Source organism: Kribbella sp. NPDC104218 (genome assembly GCF_055584105.1).
This window is the reverse complement of sequence record NZ_JBVJMQ010000001.1, coordinates 2,340,220-2,364,300: the sequence shown is the minus strand read 5'-3', so window position 1 is coordinate 2,364,300 and position 24,081 is coordinate 2,340,220. Positions and strand designations below refer to the sequence as shown.

General features: G+C 69.1%; 16 protein-coding genes. 4 read left to right on the top strand and 12 right to left on the bottom strand.

Features of this window, described 5'->3' with window-relative positions; genetic code table 11:
- Positions 1-37: 37 nt before the first annotated feature.
- The 4 genes from ACZ6ZD_RS11210 to ACZ6ZD_RS11195 all read right to left on the bottom strand — a co-directional run bounded on the left by ACZ6ZD_RS11210 (position 38) and on the right by ACZ6ZD_RS11195 (position 7,727).
- Positions 38-2,809, bottom strand: a complete 2,772-nt coding sequence (locus ACZ6ZD_RS11210; protein ID WP_465670734.1) for a glycoside hydrolase family 2 TIM barrel-domain containing protein — start codon at positions 2,807-2,809, stop codon at positions 38-40.
- Positions 2,810-2,876: 67 nt separating this feature from the next.
- Entirely contained in the window at positions 2,877-3,308 is a 432-nt protein-coding gene (locus ACZ6ZD_RS11205; RefSeq protein WP_171678340.1) for a transcriptional repressor, read from the bottom strand.
- 9 nt (positions 3,309-3,317) lie between these two features.
- The gene (gene topA, locus ACZ6ZD_RS11200) at positions 3,318-6,062 is read right to left on the bottom strand and encodes a type I DNA topoisomerase (protein WP_465670732.1); all 2,745 of its coding nucleotides are present in this window, start codon (positions 6,060-6,062) and stop codon (positions 3,318-3,320) included.
- A 258-nt stretch (positions 6,063-6,320) separates the two neighbouring features.
- Positions 6,321-7,727: an alpha/beta hydrolase family protein gene (locus ACZ6ZD_RS11195; protein ID WP_465670730.1), complete on the bottom strand. Its 1,407-nt coding sequence runs from the start codon at positions 7,725-7,727 to the stop codon at positions 6,321-6,323.
- Between the two features lie 157 nt (positions 7,728-7,884).
- Here ACZ6ZD_RS11195 and ACZ6ZD_RS11190 point away from each other — a divergent pair, with 157 nt between their 5' ends.
- Complete coding sequence (locus tag ACZ6ZD_RS11190; protein WP_465670728.1) at positions 7,885-11,532, top strand: NPCBM/NEW2 domain-containing protein; 3,648 nt, start codon at positions 7,885-7,887, stop codon at positions 11,530-11,532.
- Between the two features lie 65 nt (positions 11,533-11,597).
- A complete protein-coding gene (locus tag ACZ6ZD_RS11185) occupies positions 11,598-13,025 on the top strand; it encodes a DUF7059 domain-containing protein (RefSeq protein ID WP_465670726.1) in 1,428 nt (475 codons plus the stop codon).
- Here the strand turns inward: ACZ6ZD_RS11185 and ACZ6ZD_RS11180 are convergent.
- Positions 13,019-14,578 (bottom strand): GGDEF domain-containing protein, encoded by a 1,560-nt coding sequence (locus ACZ6ZD_RS11180; protein WP_465670724.1) that lies wholly within the window; start codon positions 14,576-14,578, stop codon positions 13,019-13,021. The genes ACZ6ZD_RS11185 and ACZ6ZD_RS11180 overlap by 7 nt on opposite strands.
- Before the next feature lie 19 nt (positions 14,579-14,597).
- Positions 14,598-16,163 (bottom strand): GGDEF domain-containing protein, encoded by a 1,566-nt coding sequence (locus ACZ6ZD_RS11175; protein ID WP_465670722.1) that lies wholly within the window; start codon positions 16,161-16,163, stop codon positions 14,598-14,600.
- Positions 16,164-16,400: 237 nt separating this feature from the next.
- Between ACZ6ZD_RS11175 and ACZ6ZD_RS11170 the strand changes: the two genes are divergently transcribed.
- Positions 16,401-16,961 (top strand): hypothetical protein, encoded by a 561-nt coding sequence (locus ACZ6ZD_RS11170; RefSeq protein ID WP_465670720.1) that lies wholly within the window; start codon positions 16,401-16,403, stop codon positions 16,959-16,961.
- Here the strand turns inward: ACZ6ZD_RS11170 and ACZ6ZD_RS11165 are convergent.
- From ACZ6ZD_RS11165 to ACZ6ZD_RS11155, 3 genes are all read right to left on the bottom strand, one after another.
- Complete coding sequence (locus ACZ6ZD_RS11165) at positions 16,958-17,965, bottom strand: serine hydrolase domain-containing protein (RefSeq protein WP_465670718.1); 1,008 nt, start codon at positions 17,963-17,965, stop codon at positions 16,958-16,960. The two genes, ACZ6ZD_RS11170 and ACZ6ZD_RS11165, sit on opposite strands and share 4 nt — an antisense overlap.
- Positions 17,965-18,483, bottom strand: a complete 519-nt coding sequence (locus ACZ6ZD_RS11160; RefSeq protein WP_465670715.1) for a hypothetical protein — start codon at positions 18,481-18,483, stop codon at positions 17,965-17,967. Before ACZ6ZD_RS11160 ends, ACZ6ZD_RS11165 begins: the two co-directional genes overlap by 1 nt.
- Before the next feature lie 66 nt (positions 18,484-18,549).
- Positions 18,550-19,179: a TetR/AcrR family transcriptional regulator gene (locus tag ACZ6ZD_RS11155; RefSeq protein ID WP_465670713.1), complete on the bottom strand. Its 630-nt coding sequence runs from the start codon at positions 19,177-19,179 to the stop codon at positions 18,550-18,552.
- 88 nt (positions 19,180-19,267) lie between these two features.
- On the opposite strand from ACZ6ZD_RS11155, the gene ACZ6ZD_RS11150 reads away from it, so the two are divergent.
- A complete protein-coding gene (locus ACZ6ZD_RS11150) occupies positions 19,268-20,737 on the top strand; it encodes an MFS transporter (protein ID WP_465670711.1) in 1,470 nt (489 codons plus the stop codon).
- Between the two features lie 54 nt (positions 20,738-20,791).
- Here ACZ6ZD_RS11150 and ACZ6ZD_RS11145 read toward each other — a convergent pair whose 3' ends face one another.
- The 3 genes from ACZ6ZD_RS11145 to ACZ6ZD_RS11135 all read right to left on the bottom strand — a co-directional run bounded on the left by ACZ6ZD_RS11145 (position 20,792) and on the right by ACZ6ZD_RS11135 (position 24,081).
- The gene (locus tag ACZ6ZD_RS11145; RefSeq protein WP_465672678.1) at positions 20,792-22,096 is read right to left on the bottom strand and encodes a cytochrome P450; all 1,305 of its coding nucleotides are present in this window, start codon (positions 22,094-22,096) and stop codon (positions 20,792-20,794) included.
- 340 nt (positions 22,097-22,436) lie between these two features.
- Entirely contained in the window at positions 22,437-23,225 is a 789-nt protein-coding gene (locus ACZ6ZD_RS11140; protein WP_465670709.1) for a DUF2785 domain-containing protein, read from the bottom strand.
- Positions 23,226-23,316: 91 nt separating this feature from the next.
- Entirely contained in the window at positions 23,317-24,081 is a 765-nt protein-coding gene (locus ACZ6ZD_RS11135; protein WP_465670707.1) for a hypothetical protein, read from the bottom strand.

Genomic DNA, 24,081 nt, shown 5'->3' with positions numbered 1-24,081 from the left:
GCGCGGAGCCCACCACTACCCGTTCGTCGGTAGGGGTCTATTGCTGGGTGAAGCGGAGCGACAGGGTGGCTGGGGCCGTCTTCAGTTGGTCGCGTTCGGGGAGGGCGGGGCCGCAGGCGGCGGTGCCGACGCCGGTTTGGGCGAGGTCGAGGGTTACGTGGGTGGTGTCGCCGGGCTCGAGGTCGGCGGTGTGGGTAGCGGTTTCGAGGTCGTGGGTGGTCCAGTCGCGGACCGTCAGGCCGAAAAGGGTGCCTACGGCATCGATTCGGAGGCCGTCGAGGGTGGCCCAGCGGGTGTCGATCCGCTGGCCGTTCTCCTGCGGACGCACGTACGGCGTCTGCAGCTCGGCCACCGTCGCCGAGTACTTACCGACGGCCGCGGCCTCGCGGGTGTCGACGTACGCCTCGTTCGGCCCGGTCCCGAACCACTCGACCCGCTGCACCTTCGGCAGTTCGAACGCGATCCCCAACCGCGGCAGCACCTTCGGGAACTGCCCCTCCGGCACCACACTCAAGTCGAGCTGCACGCTGCCGTCGACCGCAGTCCACCGCCACGTACTCACCAATCCCCACTGCAAAGCCGGCGGCGCCGTCCGCGTCACGACCTCGTACGCGCCGTCCCGCTCCCCCTGCGAAACAACCCGATGCTGCACCCGATGCAGCCCCTCCTCGCGCCAACCCTCCACAATCCCTGGCTGCGCGTCGTTGTCGATCGGCGCCCGCCAAACCTCGACCCGTGCATTGGCAACCGCCCCAAAGGCGATCCCCCGCACGCCCGCGGTCACCTCCGCGGGTGAACCACCGGCGACCGGTGCGACGTCCGCCGGCTCGTCGAGGCGGAGTTGGCCCCAGGCGATGCGGTGGCCGGCCTCGGCCCAGCTCGTCGCTTCCGTCAGTGCCGCGGTGATGGTCAGCCACGTCTCGGGTGCTGACGTGTCGGCGGCGGGGATCGCCAGCTCGGCGGTGGCGCCGGGGGCCAGGGACGGGACGTCGAGAGTGCCGGCGGCGATCTGCTCACCTTCGACGTCGATCGTGTAGGTGAAGGTGAGATGGCTGGTGTCGAGAACCTCGTAGCGACTGGTGACGGAGACACCACCGTTGCTATCGGCAACTATGCGGAGCGGTTCGATCACCTTGCTGAACTCGTACATGCCGGGGGACGGCGTCCGGTCGGGGAAGAGCAGGCCGTCGCAGACGAAGTTGCCGTCATGGATGGTCTCGCCGAAGTCGCCGCCGTAGGCGTAGACCTCGCGGCCGTCGATCGTGGTGCGCAGGCCGTGGTCGATGAACTCCCAGATGAAGCCGCCCTGGCAGCGCGGGTACTTGTCGAAGACGTCGCGGTAGTCGAGCAGCCCGCCCGGCCCGTTACCCATCGCGTGGCCGTACTCGCAGAGGATGAAGGGCAGGTTCCGGTACTTCGAGGCGTCCGCGCCGATCTCCGCGCAACCGGCCGGATCGGTGTACATCCGCGAGTAGATGTCGACGAACTCGGCCTCGAGGTCGCGCTCGTAGTGCACCGGCCGCGACGGGTCGAGCTCCTTGGCGGCGTCGTACATCGCCTTCAGGTTCTCGCCCATCCCGCACTCGTTGCCGAGGGACCAGATCACGATCGACGGGTGGTTCTTGTCCCGCTGGATCATCCGCTGCATCCGGGTCACCAGGTCGACGCGCCAGCGCGGGTCCATCACCGGGTTCGGCAGGTTCGGCGGCTCGGGCTCGTAGCCGAACCCGTGCGTCTCCAGGTCACACTCGTCGACGACGTACAGGCCGTACTCGTCGCACAGCGACAGGAAGTGCGGGTGCGGCGGGTAGTGGCTGGTGCGGACGGCGTTGATCCCGGCCCGCTTCATGATCAGGACGTCGTCCAGCATGTCCTGCTCGGTCAGCGCCCGCCCGCGGTCGGGGTGGAACTCGTGTCGGTTCACCCCGTTGAACAGCACCCGGTTCCCGTTCACGGTCAGGACGCCGTCCGCGATCGCGACCGTCCGGAAGCCGATCCGCAGCTTCACCTCACCACCGGCCGTCCGCAGCACGCCGTCGTACAACCGCGGCGCCTCGGCGCTCCACGGCTCGACCGGCGCGGTCACCTCGACGCCGGTCGGCGTCTCCAGGCCCAGCTCCGGTACGACGACCGTCCCCGCGACGTCCGCATCGACGCGCAGCGTGCCGACGCCATCGGCGTACGACGAGTGCACGAAGACGTCGGTCGCAGCCTCCGGCCGCAGGGCGAGCAGGTTCACCTCGCGGAAGATCCCGGACAGCCACCACATGTCCTGGTCCTCGACGTACGACCCGGCCGACCACTGATGGACCCGGACGGCGATCCGCGCCTCGGACCCCGGCGTCACCAGCGACGTCACGTCGAACTCACTCGGCAACCGGCTCCCGGACGACCAGCCGACCGCCGAACCGTTCACGTAGACCTTGAACCGCGAGTCGACGCCCTCGAACCGCAGTACCACCCGGGCCCCGGCGAACGACGCCGGGACGGCGACCGTCCGGACGTAGTCCCCGGTCGGGTTGTCCGTCGGCACGTACGGCGGGTCGAGCGGGAACGGGTAATCGATATTCGTGTACGCCGGAGCGCCGTACCCGGCGAGCTGCCAGTGGCCCGGCACCGCGAGCGTGTCCCAGCCGGACGTGTCCGGATCCTTCAGGTCGTCCGGCGCGTCGGCGACACTCGGCGACAGCCGGAAACTCCAGTCCCCACCGAGCGGGACGCGCTCGGTGTCGTCATCCAGCCAAGCCCGCGCCGGCAGCACGTTCTCACCGGGGGCGAAGTCCTCGACATAGCTCAGGTCATCCGTCACAAGTCCTGACTTTAAGCCCGGACTTGTTCAAAAATCCACACTCGTCAACAAGTATGGACAGGGCGAATCAGGCCCGACACTCCTTGCACACGCCGACGAGCGCGACCTGCTCGGGTGCGAGCTGGAAGCCGAGCTCGCGCGCGACCTTCTTCCGCGCCGACTCCAGGATGTCGCCGGGCGCGTCGTACACCGTCCCGCACTGGCCGCAGCGCAGGTGCAGGTGCCGCGGGGCCAGGTCGCCCGCCAGGTGGTACGTCGTCCCGGCGCGGCCGAGGTGGACGTGCGTGACGAGCCCGAACTCGCCGAGCGCGTCGAGCGCCCGGTAGACGGTGGCCCGGTGGATCCCCGGCCGGAGCTGCTCGGCCCGCTCGCCGATCTGCTCCGCGCTCAGGTGCTCCTCCGTCCCGGCGAGCACCTCGACGACCGCGAGCCGGGCCGGGGTGACCCGCTCACCCCGGTCCCGCAACCGCTGGGCCGTGACTTCGACAGCACTCGTCACGCGCGCCCCCTAGGACTTCTTCGCAGCCGTCTTCTTGGCGGTGGTCTTCTTCGCAGCGGTCTTCTTGGCGGCCGTCTTCTTCGCGGCGGTCGTCTTCTTGGCGGCCGTCTTCTTCGCCGCGGCCTTCTTCGCCGGCGCCTTCTTCGCGGTCTTCTTCACCGGCCCGCGGGCCCGCTTGTCGGCCAGCAGCTCGGCCGCGCGCAGCAGCGAGATCGACTCGATCGAGTCGTCCTTGCGCAGTGTCGCGTTGGTCTCCCCGTCGGTGACGTACGGACCGAAGCGGCCCTCCTTCACCACCACCGGCTTGCCGGACTCCGGGTCCTCGCCGAGCTCCTTGAGCGGCGGCGCGGCGGCCCGGCGACCCCGCTGTTTCGGCTCCGAGTAGATCTTCAGAGCCTCCTCGAGCGTGATCTCGAACATCTGCTCCTCGGTCGCCAGCGACCGCGAGTCGGTGCCCTTCTTCAGGTACGGCCCGTAGCGGCCGTTCTGCGCGGTGATCTCGTCACCGGACTCCGGGTCCTTGCCGACGACCCGCGGCAGCGACAGCAACTTCATCGCGTCGTCGAGGTCGATGGTGTCCAGCTGCATCGACTTCAGCAGCGAGCCCGTCCGCGGTTTGGCGCCCTTCGGCGCATCCTCCGGCAGGACCTCGGTCACGTACGGCCCGAACCGGCCCGCCTTCGCGACCACCTTGAGCCCGCTGTCCGGCGCGTTGCCCAGCTCGTGCTCGACGCCGGACGGCTGCTCCAGCAGCTCCAGCGCCTTCTCGACGGTCAGCTCGTCCGGCGGGAGGTCCTCCGGCACGTTGGCGCGCCGCTCGTCCTTGCCCTCGACGTACGGACCGTAGCGACCGACCCGGACGACGACGCCGCTGTCGCCGTCCCCGACCGGGAACGTCGACATCTCGCGGGCGTCGATATCGGCGAGATCGGTGACCATCGACTGCAGGCCCTCGGTGTTCTCGTCGCCGAAGTAGAACCGGCCGAGCACGCCCTCGCGCTGCAGGTTGCCGGCGGCAACCTCGTCGAGGATGTCCTCCATCGAGGCGGTGAAGGTGTAGTCGACGAGCCGGGTGAAGTGCTCCTCGAGCAGCCGGACGACGGCGAACGCCAGCCAGGCCGGCACCAGCGCCGTGCCCTTCTTGTACACGTACCCACGGGCCTGGATGGTCCCGATGATCGAGGCGTACGTCGACGGCCGGCCGATCTCGCGCTCTTCGAGCTCGCGGATCAGCGTGGCCTCGGTGAACCGGGCCGGCGGCTTGGTCTCGTGACCGGAGGCGAGCACCTCGATCGCGGGCAGTACGTCGCCCTCGGCGACATCCGGCAGCCGGGTCTCCTGATCGTCCGTCCCGGCGGACGGGTCGTCCGCGCCCTCGACGTACGCCTTCAGGAAGCCGTGGAAGGTGATCACCCGGCCGGACGACGTGAAGTCGACCTTCTCGCCGGTGGCCGCCGTCGCGTCGATCTTGATCGAGACGCTGTTCCCGGCGGCGTCCTTCATCTGGGACGCGATCGTGCGCATCCAGATCAGCTCGTAGAGCCGGAACTCGGCGCCGGACAGGCCGGTCTGCGCCGGGGTCTGGAAGTGCTCACCGGCCGGCCGGATCGCCTCGTGCGCCTCCTGGGCGTTCTTCACCTTGGAGGTGTAGACGCGCGGCTTGTCCGGCAGGTACGACGCGCCGTACAGCTCTCGGACCTGCGCCCGGGCCGCGGTGATCGCGGTGTCCGACAGCGTGACGCTGTCGGTACGCATATAGGTGATGTTGCCGTTCTCGTAGAGCCGCTGGGCGATCTGCATCGTCTGCGAGGCGGACATGCCGAGTTTGCGGCCGGCCTCCTGCTGCAGGGTCGTCGTCCGGAACGGCGCGTACGGCTTGCGGGTGTACGGCTTGGACTCGATCGAGCGGACCGTGAACTGCGAGTCGGCCAGCGCGGTCGCCAGCGCGGTCGCGGTCGCCTCGTTCAGGTGGACGGTGTTCGCGCTCTTCAGCTCACCGGTGGCGGCGAAGTCGCGGCCCTGGGCGACGCGGGCGCCGTCGACGGCGACCAGCCGGGACGGGAACTGCCGCGGCGTCCGGCTCTCGCCGGCGTCCAGGGTGGCGTCGAGATCCCAGTACGAGGCGCTGCGGAACGCGATCCGCTCCCGCTCGCGGTCGACCACCATCCGGATCGCGACCGACTGCACCCGGCCCGCCGACAGCTTCGGCATGACCTTCTTCCAGAGCACCGGCGAGACCTCGTAGCCGTACAGCCGGTCGAGGATCCGGCGCGCCTCCTGGGCGTCGACCAGCGACTCGTTGATGTCGCGGGCGGCGCCGACGGCGTCCTGGATCGCCTTCGGGGTGATCTCGTGGAAGACCATCCGCTTGACCGGGACCTTCGGCTTCAGCTCGTCCAGCAGGTGCCAGGCGATCGCCTCGCCCTCGCGGTCCTCATCGGTGGCCAGGAAGAGTTCGTCGGCGTCCTTGAGCAGATCCTTCAGCTTGCGGATCTGGGCCTTCTTGTCGGCCGGTACGACGTACAGCGGATCGAAGTGGTCCTCGATGTTCACGCCGAGCCGGGCCCACGGGAGTCCCTTGTACTTCGCCGGGATCTCGTCCGCGCCCTTCGGCAGGTCCCGGATGTGGCCGAAGCTGGACTCCACCACGTACCCGGACCCGAGGAAACCGGCGATCATCCGCGCCTTCTTCGGCGACTCGACGATCACCAGACGGGTTCCCGCCGTCGTCTTCGTCCCTGCTGCCCCTGCCACCGTGCTCCTTCCGCTCCTCGTTGTGGCCGTCAACGCCCGTGACCGGGGATTGTGTTCCCCCGGCACGACCGGTCCGTCCGAGGACAGAGTACGGCCGCCGACAACGGATTTCCTCCGCGCTCGTCCACGCACGGTAACCGGTCACCCGCTCGCCGACCCTCTCAGGGTTTCAGAAAGTATCCGAAAACCTCTGTTACCGCGCGTCGCGGGCCCTCAGAGGGTACGCCGCCGCGGTGCCGCGCTCCACGGACGTGGGATTCACCACTGAACGTGGACTTCGGGGAACTTCGGGGAGTTCTGCCGGAGCAGGGAGTCCGGCCGGCGGCGCAGGGTGGTGTCGAAATAGGCCGCCAGGTACTCGCGCTGGGCGAGGACGCTGCGGGCCGGGTCGACCTTGCCGACGAGGGCGGTCATCACCGAGCTGATGATCGGGTCGTCGCCGTAGATGTCGCGGAAGACCTGGTCGAAGACGAACTGGTAGTCGGTGAATGCCTTCTGTTTGGCGCCCTTCAGCGTCAGGTTGAGTTTGCCGCCCTTCTGCACCGCCCAGAAGGTGGCCCAGGAGAGGTCGAACGTGTCCTGCTTCGGGTCGACGAACTGCGTCTCGTCCGAGGCCCAGAGCAGCAGCGGCCGGTCCATCCCCTTCGTCGCGACCTCGGCGACCGGGCCGTGCCGGCGATCGTCCTGGAGCGTTCCGTCCAGGTCGAGGCCGGTGCTGATCCGCTTGTCGGCGTACATCGCGGCGGCGGTCGCGTACCCGCCGAGGCCGAGACCGAACATGCCGACCCGGCGGACGTCGAGGCCGCTGGCCAGCCCCTTCGGCAGCTTGTTGCCCTTCGCGCCGACGTCGCGACCGGCCGCGAGTTTCTCGAGCTGGTCGAGGACGAAGCGGGTGTCGGCGACGCGCGTCTCCACCGCTTGCCGGGTGAAGAGCGGATCGGGCAGCTGGGACGCCGGCACCCCGGGAAGAAAGCGCCCGCCGGGGAATTCGGTCGGGGTCTCGTGGGTGTGGTCCATCGCGACGACGACGTACCCCCGGCTGGCCAGGTCCTCGGCCTGCGCGGTGTTCACGAACCGGCTGTACTGGTAGCCGGGCGAGAACAGCACGATCGGGTGTTTGAGCGGCTGCATCGGGGCGTTGACGCGGCTGTGGGTCTCGGTGTTGGCGAAGTCGAAGGTGCCCGGGGGCAGCGCCAGGCCGTACTCGCCGGTCCAGGCGTCGTCCACCTCGCGGGCGGTCCGCTCCGGCATGTACTTCGCGAGCCGCTTCGAGCCCATCATCGTCGCCGGGTACCAGAGCGTGATCATCAGCTCCCGCTGCCCGCTCGGCATCCGCGGGTCCGGCCGCTTCGCGTCGATCAGGTGCAGGGACGTCGTCCCGATCGATTTGCGGCCGCTGGGCTCCGGCAGCCGGAACTTCACCGGGTGGAAGTCCGGATCCTTCGGGGACGCCGCGGCCGGCTTCGGGGACGCCGCGGCGGGCCTGGGGGATGCGGACGCGGTCGGCGTGCTGTCGGCCGGATCCAGCGGCATCGGGGACGCCCAGGCCGGCGTCCCGAGCCCGAACCCGACCGCACCGGCCGCCAGCCCACCGGCGAGCAGCCGGCGGCGGCCCGGGTTCGCCGGTGCGTGACTGGTGTGACTGCTGTGACTCGAGTTCCCCATGCGACTCATCGTCACCGGCCGTTTTCACCCTGTGATGGCGACCTCGTTCCAACTTGATCTCGGCCCGACGTGGTGACAAGACGACCGCGGTGCGCTTCACTGTGCACATCTTGTTCATAGATGCGTGAAGTGAGGCCAAGTGAGCATCTTTGTCCGCATGAAACGTTCAGTAGTCGCCATTGCCTTGGTAGCGGGCGCTTTGGTGAGCACTGGCGCCGCTGCCCAGGCCGAGCCCGCGGCCGCCGCGACCAGCCTCGGCGACGTCACCGGCTTCGCCGCCGACCGCGCGACGTACACGCTCAGCGCCGGTCCGGCGAAGGTGCGCGTGGTCTTCCTGAAGGACGACGTGTTCCGGCTCTGGCTCGCGCCGGACGGTCAGTTCACCGACCCGGCCAACACCGGCGAGGGCTCGAACATCGTCACCAAGACCGACTACGGCACCCCGCGCACGTCCTGGCGGGACCGCGGCAGCTACTACTCGCTGACGACCGGCGCGATCGAGGTCCGGGCGCAGAAGTCCCCGCTCAAGTTCTCCGTGTACCGCGGCAACCGGCTGATCCTCGCCGAGAGCGCGCCGCTGTCGTGGACCAGCACCGCCACCACGCAGTCGCTGGCCCGCGGCGCGAACGAGCAGTACTTCGGCGGCGGCATGCAGAACGGCCGCTTCTCGCATCGCGACCAGACGATCAAGATCTCCAAGGACTTCAACTGGGAGGACGGCGGCAACCCGAACGCGTCGCCGTACTACATGAGCACCGCGGGTTACGGCGTCCTGCGGAACACGTTCAGCCCGGGCAGCTACAGCTTCACCAGCCCGGCCGTCACCTCCCACGACGAGCAGCGCTTCGACGCCTACTTCTTCATCGCCGACCTGAAGACCTCGCTCGACCGCTACACCGAGCTCACCGGCCGGCCCTTCATGCCGCCGATCTACGGCCTCGAGTACGGCGACTCCGACTGCTACAACCGCGGTCACTACGCGAAGGACCCGGACCCGAGCAACGACTGGAAGGTCAACCCCGACAAGACCACCACGCTGGACGCCGTCAAGGTCGCCCAGCGGTTCCGGGACGAGGACATGCCCGGCGGCTGGATGCTCGTCAACGACGACTACGGCTGCGGGTACTCCGACAACACCGAGTTCGAGCAGGTCGAGGGCACCTGGTGGGGCAAGCGGGAGATCCCGCCGCTGAAGCAGACCGGTGACGAACTGCGCAAGCGCAACATCGAGATGGGCCTGTGGACGCAGTCTTCACTGGACCGGCAGCCCGCCGAGGTCGGCGAAGCCGGCGTCCGCGTCCGGAAGCTGGACGTCGCCTGGGTCGGCCCGGGCTACCGGATGGCGCTGACCGCGTGCGACACCGCGCACGGCGGCATCGAGCAGCACAGCAACGCCCGCGGCTTCGCGTGGATGGTCGAGGGCTGGGCCGGCGCGCAGCGGTGCGCGGTGCAGTGGACCGGCGACCACAGCGGTTCGCTGGACGCGATCAAGTGGCAGATCCCGGCGATCCACGGCTCCGGCAACTCCGGTATCGCTTACAGCGCCGGTGATGTGGACGGGATCTTCGGCGGCTCGGCGACGTCGTACGTGCGGGACATGCAGTGGAAGGTGTTCAACCCGGCCTTCATGACGATGTCCGGCTGGGCGACCCCGGCGATCAAGCAGCCGTGGGCGTACGGCGATCCGTACACCTCGATCAACCGCAAGTATCTGAAGCTGCGCGAGCGCCTGCTGCCGTACTTCTACACGTACGCCGCCGAGGCGCACCGGACCGGCGCGCCGCTGAACCGCTCGCTGGTGCTCGAGTACCCCGACGACCCGAAGACCTGGGACGACACCACGAAGTACGAATTCCTTGCTGGTAAGGAGTTCCTGGTCGCGCCGATGTGGGGCGCCGACGAGGTGAAGAACGGTATCTACCTACCGGCCGGCCGCTGGGTCGACTACTGGACCGGCCGGGTCCACCAGGGCCCGACGACGATCAACGGCTACCACGCGCCGCTCGACACGCTCCCGCTGTTCGTGAAGGCGGGTGCCGTCGTCCCGATGTGGAAAGCGGGGATCAACGCCGCGGCCGAGCACCGCTTCGGCGACCGGTTGACGGTCGACATCTACCCGCAGGGCAAGTCGTCGTTCACCTTGTTCGAGGACGATCGGGTGACCCGGGCGGGTAAATCGGCCCAGCAGACCTTCGCCGTCGACGCCCCGACCAACGGGCGCGGCGACGTCACCGTCCGGCTCGGCTCGCTGAACGGCTCGTACGCCGGTAAGCCGGCCGCCCGGCCGTACGAACTCACCGTCCACACCGGCTCCGCGCCGCGCGTCGTCACCATCGACGGCCGGGTCGTGCGGGACTGGGACTACAAGGACGGCGTGGTCTCGGTCCGTACGGCGTCGATCTCCACCTCGCGGAGCGCCGTCGTCCGGCTGATCGGTACGTCGTCCGTCGGCGGACCGGAGGTCGCACGCACGTTCGGCACGCCTTCGCTGGAAGCGCCTGCGCTGTGGAACGCGCCGGGTCAGGCGACCGAGGTGACGGCGTCCTTCCGCAACGGGACGGACAGCACGGTTCGCTCGGTGAACCTGGACCTGCAGCTGCCCGCTGGGTGGACCGTCAGCGGCGCGAAGTCGTTCGCGTCGGTCCGGGCGGGACAGACTGTCACGACGAAGCTCCAGGTGACGCCGGGCGCCGACGTCCAGCCGGCCTCGTTCACGCTGTCACTGGCCGGGAAATATGTTGCTCACGGCAAGCAGTATGTGAATACCACGGCGGCGACGGCGCAACTGCCGTACGGGTCGCTCTCCCAGGCCGCGAACACGGTCGGCGTCACCGACGCCTCGACGTACGCCAAGGGCAACTTCGACGGGTCGGGCAACAGCTTCAACGGTGAAGCTCTCGCCGCGGCCGGGTACACCCCCGGCGCGACGGTCACCGTCCAGGACGCCAAGTTCACCTGGCCCACCGGAGCCCCGGGTACGCCGAACCTGGTGAAGAACCAGTCGGCTCCGATCCTGGTCTCCGGCACCGGCTCGCACCTCGCCCTCCTCGGCGCGGGCGCCGGCCTGAACGCCCGCGGCTCGGTCACCGTCCTCTACACCGACGGCACTCAATCGCAGGCCGCCTTCCAGCTGCCGAACTGGTGCTGTCAGGACCCGACCACCGGCGGCGCCAAACTCGCCACCTCGGTGAAGGGGCGCTACACCCCGACCGGCTTGGCGAACACCACCACCGACTACCGGGTCTTCTACACCGCGGTCCCCCTGACGGCCGGCAAGACCGTGCGGGCGATCAAACTCCCCGGCGGCGGTCTCGGCTTCTTCGCCGCCACCATCGCCGACAAACCCCTCCCACCCGCACCCCGTGGCGAGGCCTGGGTCAGCGACCTGGAGTTCCTCGACGCCACCAACGGCTGGGGCCCGGTCGAACGCGACCGCAGCAACAACGAGGACGCCGCGGGCGACGGCAACCCGCTCACCCTCGACGGCGTCGTCTACGCCAAGGGCCTGGGCGCTCACGCACCGTCCGCAGTCTCCGTCCGCCTCGGCGGCAACTGTCAGACCTTCACCGCCAAGGTCGGCGTCGACGACGAAATGGAGGACCGCGGCAAAGTCTCCTTCAAGGTGCTGACGGACGGTGTAGCGCGCTACACCTCGGACCTCCTCACCGGCGCCTCCCCCACCGCCACCGTCTCCGTCGACGTCACCAACGCCCAAACCCTCACCCTTCAAGTCACCGACGCCGGCGACGGCACCACCTCCGACCACGCCGACTGGGCCGACGCCAAACTCACCTGCACCCCCTAACCCCCAGTCCACCCCCACCACCTCACCTGAGCCGAGGTGGTGGGGGCTGGTGGGAGGATGTGGGGGTGGAGCTGACGGGGAGTGTGGTGGAGGGGTTGCGGGCTGCGTTCGAGGCGGCCAACTACAGCGTCGAAGGTGTCGCCGAGCGGCTTGGTCCGCGGGCGAATGCCGCGTTGGCGCGGAACGAGACGACGCCGGCGTACGGGCGGACGGCGAGCGGGGATGCTCTGGACACGATGATCCGGCTGTTCCTGTTGCAGCGTGAGGTGCCGGAAGAGCTTGTCCACAAGGCGTTTCCGGGGGTTGATCTGGATGCGCTGGGCATCGTCGCGGCCGGTCGGGCGCTGGTGGACGTGCGACCCTTCGCCGAGGATGAGCAGGCGTGGTGGGTGGTTGCGGATCTGACGCCCGGGCTGGACGGACGCCGGGAGCAGATGCGGGACGACTATGTGCTGGGGATCGCGCCGGCGAGTTTGAGCCTGGTGCACCTAACCGTGCCGATCAAGGCCGAGCGCGCGCTGGACGTCGGCACCGGCTGCGGCATCCAGTCGCTCCACCTCGCGAACCGCGTCAACCAGGTCGTCGCGACCGACGTCAACCCCCGCGCTCTGGAGCTGGCCCGCGCCACCGCCGCGCTGAACCGGATCGACCTCGACGTCCGCAACGGCAGCCTGTACGAGCCGGTCACCGGTGAGCGCTTCGACCTGATCGTGAGCAACCCGCCGTACGTGATCTCTCCGCCCGACTCCCAGCTCACCTACCGCGAGACGAGCTTCACCGGCGACAGCGTGGTCGCGCAGCTGATCAGAAACGCCCCACAGCACCTGACCGACGGCGGCTGGCTCCAGCTGCTCGCCAACTGGACCTGCGTGCGCGGCGAGGACTGGCGCGACCGCATCGCCTCCTGGACGGGCGACCGCGCCGCCTGGGCCGTGCAGCGCGAGCAGCTCGACCCCTCCGAGTACGTCGAGCTCTGGCTCCGGGACGCCGGTCTCCACGGCACACCGGAGTACCAGGACCGGTACGACGCCTGGCTGCGTTGGTTCGCCGAGCAGAATGTGGAGGCGATCGGCATGGGCTGGATCAGCTTGCACAACGTCCCCGGCGAGCTGGAGGCCGAGGAGTGGCCGTACGAGATCGAGCGTCCGATCGGACCGCACGTACTGCGCCGGTTCGAGCGCCGTGAAGGTCTCCCCGCCGATCTGACCGCGCTACACCTGGTCGTCGCGGACGACGTCATCCAGGAGACCAGCGGTCAGCCAGGCGCGGAGGACCCGGCCGCCATCGTGCTGCGCCGCCAGCGCGGTATGCGCCGGGCCGAGCAGGTCGACACCGTGCTGGCCGGCTTCGTCGGCGCCTGCGACGGCGACCTCAGCGTCGGCCAGATCCTCGCCGCGCTGGCCGAGCTCCTCGACCGTCCGGTCGTCGACGTCCTCTCGGAATACCTGCCGCAGGTCAGAAACCTTGTCGTAGAAGGCTTCCTGGACTACTGACGGCGGCGCCGCTTCTCGGCGTACATGCGCTGATCGGCGACCGTGAGCAGCTCGCCGACCGGCGTCCCGTCCAGACTGCTCGCCTGACCGACGCTGAGCCGCAGCATCTCGAACCACGGATCGACGGCGACACTGGCGAACCGCTCGGCCGCCGTCTTGATCCGCTCGACCAGCTCGCGCGCACCGCGCTCGTCCGGGTTGTCGAGGACGACGACGAACTCGTCACCACCCGCGCGCGCAACGACGTCCTCGGCACGGCTCTGCTCACGCAGCAGCTGCCCGACCCGCCGCAGCACCTCATCACCGCACGCATGCCCGTAGCTGTCGTTGATGACCTTCAGATTGTCGACGTCGATCGCCACCACCGCGATCGACCGGCCACCGTCGTGCGCCAGCGACATGCGCTCGTCCAGCGCCCGCCGGTTCCCCACCCCGGTCAGCGGGTCCTCCCGGGCGGCCCGCCACTCGGCGTCATGCCGGATGGAGAGCTCATGGTTCGCCAGCGCAGTCTGGACGGCGTACAGCCCACGCAACCGCTCAGCCCACCAGCCACGGGAGATCGCCCGCGCATACTGCAGCCCGGTCACCGCGCCGAGGTCCCCAGCCTCCGCAGCGATCTGGACGGCGGTGTGCCGCACCAGCGCCTCCACTGGCGGATCGGACGTCGGCGGCAGGTCGCTCCCCGCCCGCTGGGCAGCCTCGACCGCATCGTCGAGCCGCCCGACCGCGCCGTACGCCCGGGCCAGGTACGTGCCCGCGATAGAGGCGAGCTCCAGGTCGCCCAGCTTGGCCAGCTGGTCCCGGCAGTCCTTCAGAACGACAGCCGCCTCGGCGGCGTCCGCATCGTCATTACTTGCGGCCAGCCACATCCGGCCGGCGATCGGCCAGTACCCGAGCAGGTCGGCCGCGACGATCACATCGACCGCGGCTCCGGCCCAGCGGTGCGCGGCCTCGCGGCGTTCGCGAATCTCCTCGGCGTACGACGTGTCACCCAACCGCTCCAGCTCGTGGGCCCAGCGCAGGTTCGACTCGGCCAGGTTGAGCCGGTTGATCGCGGGTGCCTCGGCCAGCCCGAGCGGGACGTGGTCGCCTTCGGCCGCGAGCTCGAAGTGCGGAATGCACAGCTCGTACAGGCGAAGCAGGTCGTAGGCGTAGCCGAGGCCGGTGTGCGCCCAGCCGGCCAGCCCGCGGTCGAGCGTGCGGGACAGCGCATTCTCGGCGGCGACCAGGTCGGCGACCGAGTCACCGCCCTCGCCGGTGCGGATCAGCGTGACGATCCGGATGGCGATCGCATTCGCCTCCCAGCCCGGCTCGTCGATCGCCCGCGCGACCCGGATACAGCTGTCGACGGCGTCCAGCGCCTCGACCGCGTCGGTCGCGTGATGGGCCGCGACGGCCCGCACGTACTCCGCGGCAGCCCGCTCCGGGCTCGGCTCCGCGCCGAGCTCGACCAGCAAACGATTGATTTCGAGAGCGGCCTCGGCCGGACTCCCCGACTGCGCCCTGGTCATCGCCGCCGCGATCCGCGCCGTCACCCCCGACGTCTCGCGCACCCATCTCCCTTTCCCTACTTCACTTGTGCCGGCGTTTGTCGGCGTACAACCGCCGGTCCGCCGTCGCGACCAGTTGGTCGACGCCGACGCCTTCGGCCGTCGCGGCGTACCCGATACTCAGGCCCAGCCGCCGCAACCACGGCTTACCGGTCGTCGCGGCGACCGTCGCCACCGCGAGCCGGATCCGCTCGGCCAGCTGGGCGCCGCCCTTGGCATCCGGCTGATCGAGGACGACGAAGAACTCGTCACCACCCGATCGAATCACGGCGTCGGTCGCTCGCGCCTGTTCTACCAGCAGATTGGCCACAACCTGCAGCAATTCGTCCCCGCAGGCGTGCCCATGGGTGTCGTTGACAACTTTCAGGTCGTCGACATCGATGGCCAGCAAGGTGACCGCGCGCCCGGAGTCCCGCGCGGCGGCGAGCCGCTCGGCCAGCGCGCGCCGATTTCCGACGCCGGTCAAGGCATCCTGGCGCGCGGCATGCCACTGCGCGTCGTGCCGCGCCGAGAGATCGTGACTGGCAAGCGCATGCCGGACGGCGTTCAGCGCCCGCTGACGCTCCTTCCACCAGCCGCGCGACACCGAGCGCGCATACTCCAGCCCGGCAACGGATCCCGGCTCATCGCTGGCCGCGGAGATCTCCGACCGGACCTGCAGCACCAGCACATGCGTCGACGGATCGGCCAGCGGAATCAAGTCCGCCGCGGCCCGATCCGCGGCCGCCCGGGCCGCGGGCAGATCACCCTTCGCCGCCAGCGCCCGCGCCAGATAAGCGCCCGCGATCGCCAGCCGCTCGGTCTCGCCCAGCTTGCTGATCTCGTCACGCAGCTGCGCGAGATCCTCGGCCGCCTGCTCCGGATCGTTCTCGATCGCCGCCGCGGCCAGCCACAACCGCGCCGTCAACCGCCAGAACTCCTGGCTCTCGTCGTCCACGATCACCAGCTCGGCCGCCTGCGCCCAGTACGCCGCCGACGCCAGCCGCTCCCGGATCTCGCTTGTATACAAGGGATCCCCGAGCCGCTCCAACTCGTGTGCCCAGCGCAGATGCGTCTCCGCCAGGTTCAGCCGATCGATCGCCGTCGACTCGGCCAGCTCGAACACGTCGTCCTCGAGCTCCGCGGCCCGCTCGTAATGCGGAATGCACAACTCGAACAACCGCAGGACGTCGTACGCGTATCCCAGCCCGGTATGCGCCCAAGCCACCAGCCCGGCGTCCGTCGTCCGGCTCAGCGCGAACTCAGCCGCCACCAGATCGCTGACCGTGTCCCCACCCCGCCCGCTCCGCGCCAGATTGATGATCCGGATCGGCAGCGCGTTGGCCTCCCACCCAGGCTCCTCGATCGCCTTGGCAACCTCCACCAACGCATCAACAGCCCGCAACGCCTCATCTGCATCACTCGCATGATGCGCAGCCACACCCCGCACATACTCCACCGCGGCCAACTCATAACTGGCCACCCCACCCAGAACCCCCCGCAACGCCTCCACCTCGACCGCCGCACTCGCATGCCCACCCGACTGCGCCAACGTCATCGCAGCAGCAATCCGGGCAGCCAGCTCCCCCGCCATCGCCACCTCACCCATGACCGCCAATTGTCACCACCCACCCCACCCCTGTCACCCCCCAGCACCGAAAACTTACAGAGCGTGAAGAAACAGAAGACGCATCCCCGCGTCCCGAACGGCAGGTGGCTGCACCTACTCCTCCGAGAGACTTCGGGGATGGAGGACTGGGAGCGGTTTCTGAGTGAGGTGCCTTGGTTTGTGGAGCGCGGGCAGGGGGTGGTGGTCGGGGAGACTCGCGGGTGGGGGCGGGGAGAGGTGGCTGGGCTGCCTCGGGTTTCGGAGTTGTTGGGGGCGGCTCGGGTTACGCCGGTGGTTGTCGGTGGGACGGCGTACGAGGTGTTGGGGTGGGGGACGGCGGGGGCGCGGCGAGGGTGGTTGGCGAAGCCGGCTGGTGGGGAGTGGGATGCGGATGTCGACCCGGTGCACGCGGCGTTCGCGAAGGTTTGTGGGGGGATTGTCGAGCGGTTCGGCGAGCCCGCGTCGAAGTGGCAGAACCAGATTGACGTGTTGACGGCTGAGGCGGCGCGGCTTCCGGTCATAAAGCCGCTGACCGACTACGGGTGGATTTGGGAGCGGGCGGGGATAGCGGTGCCGATCGATCCCGAGCTGTACTACGTGGTCGGGGTCGAGGCGAACGGGAATCTGACGTTGGCGCCGCGGGCGGGTGGGCGGTTGCTGTTGTTCGCGCCGGACCACAGCTTCGACGACGTCACGCCGCTGGAGGGGTGTCCGCCGTACTCGCTCTACACGTTCGACGACGTACCGGATCTCGCGCGGTGGATCGAAGGCGCAGCCGAGAGCTGGCTGCGGGGTTAGCCGAGGAGTTGGCGGAAGAGGGGAGCGGTTTCCGGGACGGGGGCGCCGGCGTTGGTGAGGGAGAGCGTGAGGTGGTGGGTGTTGGCGAGGGAGTGGTAGCTCCAGGTCTCGTAGCCGAAGATGCCGCCGGTGTGGCCCCAGAGAATGACGGTGGGGAGGACCAGGCGGAACAGGCCGGGGCCGACCGATTCGGCGTCCGCGTTGGGGGCGGTGGGGACCGTCGTGAGGAGGGCCTGTTGCTGGGCCTCGGGGAGGAGTGAGCCTGCGAGAAGCGCGGTGTAGAAGGTGTTGAGGTCGCGGGCGGTGGAGACCAGCGCGCCGGCGGCCCAGGCCTGGGAGACGTTGACCTCGGCCGTGTCTGTCAGGTCGTCGCCGACGGCAAGGTAGGCGTGCGCGTGTGGCTCGGGAAGCGTGGTGGCATCGCCGGGCAGGTAGGTGTTGTTGAGGGCAAGGGGTTTGAGGATCCGCGCCTCGACCTCGGCTTCGTAGCTGCGCCCAGTGGCAGCTTCGATGATCAGACCGAGCAACGTGTAGTTGGTATTCGAGTACGACCACGCCGTACCAGGCTTGAAGACGACTGGATAGCGGACGGCGATCTCCACCGCGCGAGCCGGATCCCAGTGCACGAAGCGATCCCGCACGATCCCGGCCGCGTCCGGCAGGTCGTTCGTGTAGTTGTACAACCCACTGCTGTGGTTGAGCAGATGCTGCAACGTAATGCCCGCACCGGCCGGGATCATCCCCGGCAACCACCGCTCCACCGAGTCGTCCAACCCCAGCACGCCCTCCCCCACCAACTGCAGGACGACGGTCGCCGTGAACGTCTTCGTAATACTCCCAACCCGAAAACACCCCTCCGGATCCACCGCCCGCCCCGTCCCCAACTCAGCCACCCCCGCCGAGCCGGACCAAGCCCCCTCGCCATCGCTGTAATGCAGCAAAACCCCAGCCGCACCAGCCGAAACCAGCGAGTCAAGCACCGCCTGCAAGCGCCGCGCGAGCATCAGTACAGCGGTCGCAGGCCGGTCGTCCCACCGGCGATTGCCTGCCCGGCGGAATTGAAGACGTAAGCCTCTGCGCTGGCAAAGTCGTGGGGGCTCCAGTGCCTCGCACCGCCACTCGCACAGGTGCGATCGCCGGTTCCGCCGACAATCAGTCCGGTTCCGGGGTAGGCCCCATCTCTGGTGGTGCAGTACCTGATCTCATCGGGCGCGCCGTTCCCGTAGCGCAAGGTCATCTTTCCGTTGGCGGACTGGCCCGCGCTCATGTCGAAGTAGAGCGTGACCCAGGTCCACACGACGTACTTCTCCTCGTCGGCGATCCATCGCGAGCAGAGCTGAACTGATCCGACGTTCTTTTGTGTGCTGACGTTCTTGATGTAGTTGGCCGAGACCAGGGCACCGGTGCCGTAGCCGGTGCAGGTCGAGTCCGCGAACGACGATTGCGCGCCGGCTGCCAGACCGCCGATCAGTGTCAACGTCGCCACAGCGGCGGCCGCGAGCCGTCGTACAGCTGTCGTCATTCGCCCACCTCAGACCTTCGTGCGCTCCTGGCGGCGCGCGGTCGGGTCAGTATTCCGGCCGTCGGCTCAGGTGCGCCAGCGGTCGGTCAGTTCTTGGACGGTAGGCGGCGGGCCGGGGAGCTCGCCGCCGGATTGGTTGGTGGGGCGGTGGATGGCCTCCAGCATGAGGGTCAGGTAGCGGTGGCGGAGTTGGGTGGTGCGGTGGTCGTCGCCGAGGCGGATGGAGGTGAGTTGTTCGAGGATGACGGCGAGGTCTTCGACGACGATGCCGTCGCGGAGGTGGGGGGCGGTGCGGGCGTAGATGGCGCGGTCGAGGGACTCGGCGTGGATGGCCAACTCGTAGAGCTCGGGGGTGGGGGTGAAGGTGCCGGCCAGGCGGGCGGTGAGGGAGTTGGTGTCGGCGTCGACGAGGGCGGCGACGTACGCCGTGTACGCCGTCCAGGGGTCGCGATCGTCGGCCAGGGCGCGTTCGGAGACGGCGATATAGGTCTTGAGGCCGTCGCTGCAGAGCTTGCGGAGCAGCTCCTCCTTGCTGGCGTAGCGGCGGTAGAGGGCGCTGATGCCGACGCCGGCCTGTTCGGCGACCGCGGAGATCGGCGCACCGGGATCGGCGATGAAGACCGCCCGGGCCGCGGCCAGGATCACTTCGTCATTTCGGGCCGCCTGCGCCTTGCGGCCACTCAGTGCTGCTGTCATGTCACCCAGATTAGCACTTGAACGGAATGATCCGTTCCGCTAAAGTTTGGAACAGAACAGTTCGTTCCGTTTGAAACTGGAGCCGAAGATGACCGCAGTCGCAGCACTCCCCCTCAGCAGCGCCACCGCCGCGCCCCGGCGGCTCCGCAAGCGCTGGCTGGCCTTCTCCGCCGTCATGACCGCGGCCGTCATGGACCTGCTCGACTCGACCGTGATGAACGTCGCCGCCCCGGCGATCCGGGCCGACCTCGGCGGCTCCTACGCCAGCCTGCAGTGGATGGCGGCCGGGTACACGATGGCGCTGGCCGTCCTGCTGCTGGTCGGCGGCCGCCTCGGCGACCTGGTCGGCCGCAAGAACGCGCTGCTGATCGGCGTCGCCGGCTTCACCGTGATGTCGCTGCTCTGCGGTCTCGCGATCTCGCCGGAGATGCTGATCGCCTCCCGGGTCCTGCAGGGCGCGTTCGCCGCGGTGATGCTGCCCCAGGGCTTCGGCCTCGTCCGGGACCTGTTCGAGCCCGACGAGCGGACGAAGGCCTTCGGGTTCTTCGGCCCGATCATGGGGCTGAGCGCGGTCCTCGGCCCGATCATCGGCGGCACGCTGCTCGACCTGAACCTGTTCGGCACCGGCTGGCGCTCGATCTTCCTGGTCAACATCCCGGTTGGCATCTTCACCTTCGTCGTCGCCGCCAAGCACCTGCCGGACACCAAGCCCGCCGCCAAGAAGGTCTCGCTCGACGTCACCGGCCTGCTGATCGCCACCGCCGGCCTGGTCGCCCTGGTCTACCCGCTGGTCCAGGGCCACGAGATCGGCTGGCCGCTGTGGTCGAAGCTGCTGCTGGTCGCGTCGCTGCCCATCCTGGCGATCTTCGGCGTCCACCAGGCCCGTCGCTCCGGCCGCGGCCTCACCTCGCTGATCGAGCCCCGGCTGCTGAAGAGCCGCCCGTACCTGTCCGGCGTGTTCTTCGCGGTGGTCTTCTTCGGCGCGATGGCCGGCACCTTCGTCCTCGGGATGTTCCTCCAGGTCGGCCTCGGCTACACCCCGATCCACGCCAGCCTGGCGATGGCGCCCTGGGCCCTCGGCGCGCTGGTCGGCTCGGCGATCTCCGGGATGACGATGCAGAAGTTCGGCCGCAAGCTGCTGCACATCGGCCTCGCCCTGATGGCGGTCGGCCTGGCCGGAACGTACGCCGTCCTCAGCCTCACCGGCCTGAACGTCGACCAGTGGGACATCGCCGTCCCGACCCTGGTCGGCGGGATCGGGATGGGCATGGTCTTCGTCCCGCTGTTCGACATCATCCTGAGCGGCGTCCGGGACGACGAGGTCGGCTCCGCCACCGGCATGCTGGGCTCGTTCGAGCAGGTCGGCATCGCGCTCGGCATCGCCGTCATCGGCACCATCTTCATGGGCAAGGTCGCCCACGCGGACGCCGCCCACCGGGCCCTGAACTCCCTCGACGGCACCCAGACCGCCCTACTGGCCACGATCGGCGGGATCGTCCTCGCCTTCGCCGCCGGCTTCCTGCTCCCCAAGGCGGCCCGGGCCGGTATCGAGCACTAGGCGCAAACCAAAGCCGCCGCTCCCCAGCACCGGGGAGCGGCGGCTTCCGTGTGTTCAGCCGGCGGCTTGGCGGGTGCCGACGGCGTGCAGGTGGACGGGCAGCGTCTCGACGCCGTACACGATCGAGAACTCGCGGAAGCGGAGCTGCTCCTCGGGGACGGCGAGCGCGAGGTCGGGGAAGCGATGCGCGAGCGCGGTGAACGCGGCCCGCAGCTCCATCCGGGCCAGCTCGGCCCCGACGCAGCGGTGCATCCCATGGCCGAAGGCTAGATGCGCGGCCGGTGCGGCCCGGCGCGGGTAGAAGTCCTCGGCGTCGGCCCCGAAGACCTGCTTGTCCCGATCGGCGCCCGACAGCGAGACCGCGACCAGATCGCCCTTCTTGACCTGCTTGCCGAACAGCTCCTGATCGTGCCGCGCGAACCGCGGGAAGGCGACCTGGACGACGGTCAGGTAGCGCAACAGCTCCTCGACGATGACGTCGACCGCGCCCGGCTCGGTCCGGATCCGCTCGAAGTGCTCAGGGTTGCGTAGCAGGACGAGCGTGCCGAGCGCGAGCATGCTGGCCGAGGTCTCGTAACCGCCGAGGAAGACGCCGTCCGCGAGACCGCCGAGCTCGATGTCGTCGATCTCGTCGCCCTGCTCGCGGATGATCGAGCCGATCAGCCCGTCACCGGGATTCGTCCGTTGTTTGCGGACGATCTCGAACAGGAACTCGCGCGACTCACTGGCCGAACCGAACACCCCGATCCCGCCGCCGGACAGGTCGAACCGGGCCGGGCCGAGCGCCCGGAACCGATCGCGGTCCTGCTCCTCGACGCCGAGCAGATCGGCGATCAGCAGGAACGGAACGTTGAAGGAGAAATCGGCGACGATATCGGCGACCGGCCCCTTGGCCTCCATCAGATCCAGCTGGTCGTTGACGATCTTCTCGATCGCCGGCTCCAGCCGGGCCAGCCGGCGTTTGGTGAACTCCGGGGTCAGCAGCTTGCGCAGCCGGGTGTGGTCCGGCGGGTCGGTGAACCCGAGCCCGCCGATCCCTTCGGACGGCCGGTTCGGATCCGAGCCGACCATCGGGCGGATGTCGTTGCTGAAGTTCGTCGTGTCGGCGAGCACGGCCTTCGCCTCGGCGTGCCCGGTCACCAGCCAGACGGTCAGCCCGAACAGGTGCGCCAGCCGGTGCACGGGATCGGTCTCCCGGGCCTCCCCCAGCGCGGGTACCGGGTCCAGGCCGTGCCTGCGCAACGGCATCGAGACCTGCGGCGGGAACATCCGCATCTTCGACAGGTTGAGCCCACCTTTACCGGTGGTCCTGCTCAAGATCCGGTTGCCCACCCATTTCTTCAGGTACGTCGCAACCATGACTTCCACGCGCCCTCTCTGCCCTGCCTGCCCCCGACGGCTTTCGTCAACCAAAAGTTAACGTCGCCGAGGACCAGATTCTGATGGTGTTGGCACTACTTCAGGTAGTGGCGTTGGCACCACCATGGGAGGGGACCACGGTCGTGTCCTACTGACACTGTCACGGCGCCGGCGCCGCATCCACAGGTATCCACCTGTACCGGTCCCGGGACCGCGACCCACCCGGTCTCGGGGACGAACCAGGGAAAACACCGCCGAAAGTCGGATGCGCGAACCACCCCGCGACTGATGTGCTGAACGTGCCCCCGGCCCCCATCGACCCAGGGTAGCCTTACCCGGCTCAGAAATACGTGCGATTCACCAGCGCGACGATCTCGGCCAGCTTTGTCTTGACCTGCTCGCGATACGGGACCTGGGCAACTTTCCCGGCCGGCAGCCGGACGCCGCGATCGACCAGCAGGTAGAGCGCGCGCAGCGTTCGCAGCGTGTTCGTCGTCAGCGGGCTGATCGCTTCGGCCGGCAGCACGAGCCCCGCGTACGCCGGGTCCAGCCAACCGATAGCGTCCGCTTCGGTCAGCTCGGCCCGGGTCAGCGTCAACGCGAGCGCGTAGCTGAGCCGATCGTCCTCCATGTCCCGCAGGACGTACGTCGTCGGCGTCAGCAACCGCCCGATCCCGAGCCGGAGCATCTCCACCGGCTCGACCGCGGGGTGCAGCCCGAACGTCCCGAGCAGATCGGCGCCGTGCGCGACCGCATGCAGCCAGCCGAGGTCGGCGTCCTGACCGCGCAGGTCGGTCTCGGCGACGTACCAGCGTTCGAACGGCGGCACCCATCGCGCCTCGTAGACACCGGCCGACACGATGCAGTCCAGGATCAGCGGCGCGAACGTCCGGGCCTGGATCTCGGAGTCGCCGAAGCGCTCGACCATCTGATCGCCCAGCGCGACCAGCTCGTTGGCGGACAGCACGTCGCGCCCGATCCAGGTCGCGAGGACGGCGTACGCCTGACCGTCGCGGACCAGCGGATCCGGTGAGCGCAGCAGCTCCGACAACTCCGTGACCAGCTCGGGTAACGGCCGGTCGGCCGGGACGGCGAAGTCGTCGGCGCGCACCCGCGCCCAATCAGTCATGCGCGGAAGGGTAACGCAGGAAACGGCCCGTGGAACGTGAGTTCCACGGGCCGTTGCGCGGCCAGGACCCCTCAGCCCGGCCGGGCTTTTCTTACGCGTCGCGCTTGCTCGCGGAGAACAAGGCGATCGCCATCAACCCCACCGCCCAGGCGGCGAAGTAGAGCAGCGAACCCCAGGGCCCGAAGGCGAAGTCGCTACCGGCCACGCCCTCACCCGCGAGGCCGTACTCCTGGCCCTGGTTGAGGAACGCTCCGCCGTTCACGAACGGCGCGTACTTGGTCATCTCGTCGCCGACCTTGGGGATCAGGCTGAACAGGCTCTCGACGATCAGCGGCCACAGCACCAGGATCGCGATCGCGCCGGCGCTCTGCCGGATCAGGATGCCGACCGCCACCGCGATCACCGCGGACAGCGCGAAGACCAGACCCTGACCGGCCAGCAGCCGCCACTCGGCGCTGGTGTCGATCGCCAGGTCGGCGTTACTCGCGAACAGGACGCCGACGCCCCAGGCGCCGAACGACGCGACCAGACCGACGACACCGGCCAGGAAGGCCACCACCGCGGTCTTGCCGAGCAGCAGCGCCGCGCGCTGCGGAACGGCCTGGAAGCTGGTCCGGATGGTGCCGAACCGGTACTCGGTGGTGACGGCCAGCGCGGCCATCACCATCATCACCATCCGGCTCAGCTGCGCACCGGGCTGGGTGATGAAGATCGAGGCCTGCTGCTCCTCGACGCCCTTCAGGAAGCCGGTCGTCAACGCCGCCAGGCCGACGGTCAGCACGGCCGCGACGACCATGCACCACCACGGTGAGCGGGTGGAGAAGAGCTTGATCCGCTCGACAGTGATCACCGACAT

Bases quoted from the DNA above. Each gene is read 5' to 3' on its own strand.
- ACZ6ZD_RS11195 (WP_465670730.1), bottom strand. From the start codon at position 7,727: ATGGGGAACTCGAGTCACAGCAGTCACACCAGTCACGCACCGGCGAAC.
- ACZ6ZD_RS11190 (WP_465670728.1), top strand. From the start codon at position 7,885: ATGAAACGTTCAGTAGTCGCCATTGCCTTGGTAGCGGGCGCTTTGGTG.
- ACZ6ZD_RS11175 (WP_465670722.1), bottom strand. From the start codon at position 16,163: ATGGGTGAGGTGGCGATGGCGGGGGAGCTGGCTGCCCGGATTGCTGCT.
- ACZ6ZD_RS11165 (WP_465670718.1), bottom strand. From the start codon at position 17,965: ATGCTCGCGCGGCGCTTGCAGGCGGTGCTTGACTCGCTGGTTTCGGCT.
- ACZ6ZD_RS11160 (WP_465670715.1), bottom strand. From the start codon at position 18,483: ATGACGACAGCTGTACGACGGCTCGCGGCCGCCGCTGTGGCGACGTTG.
- ACZ6ZD_RS11155 (WP_465670713.1), bottom strand. From the start codon at position 19,179: ATGACAGCAGCACTGAGTGGCCGCAAGGCGCAGGCGGCCCGAAATGAC.
- ACZ6ZD_RS11150 (WP_465670711.1), top strand. From the start codon at position 19,268: ATGACCGCAGTCGCAGCACTCCCCCTCAGCAGCGCCACCGCCGCGCCC.
- ACZ6ZD_RS11145 (WP_465672678.1), bottom strand. From the start codon at position 22,096: ATGGTTGCGACGTACCTGAAGAAATGGGTGGGCAACCGGATCTTGAGC.
- ACZ6ZD_RS11140 (WP_465670709.1), bottom strand. From the start codon at position 23,225: ATGACTGATTGGGCGCGGGTGCGCGCCGACGACTTCGCCGTCCCGGCC.
- ACZ6ZD_RS11135 (WP_465670707.1), bottom strand. From the start codon at position 24,081: ATGTCGGTGATCACTGTCGAGCGGATCAAGCTCTTCTCCACCCGCTCA.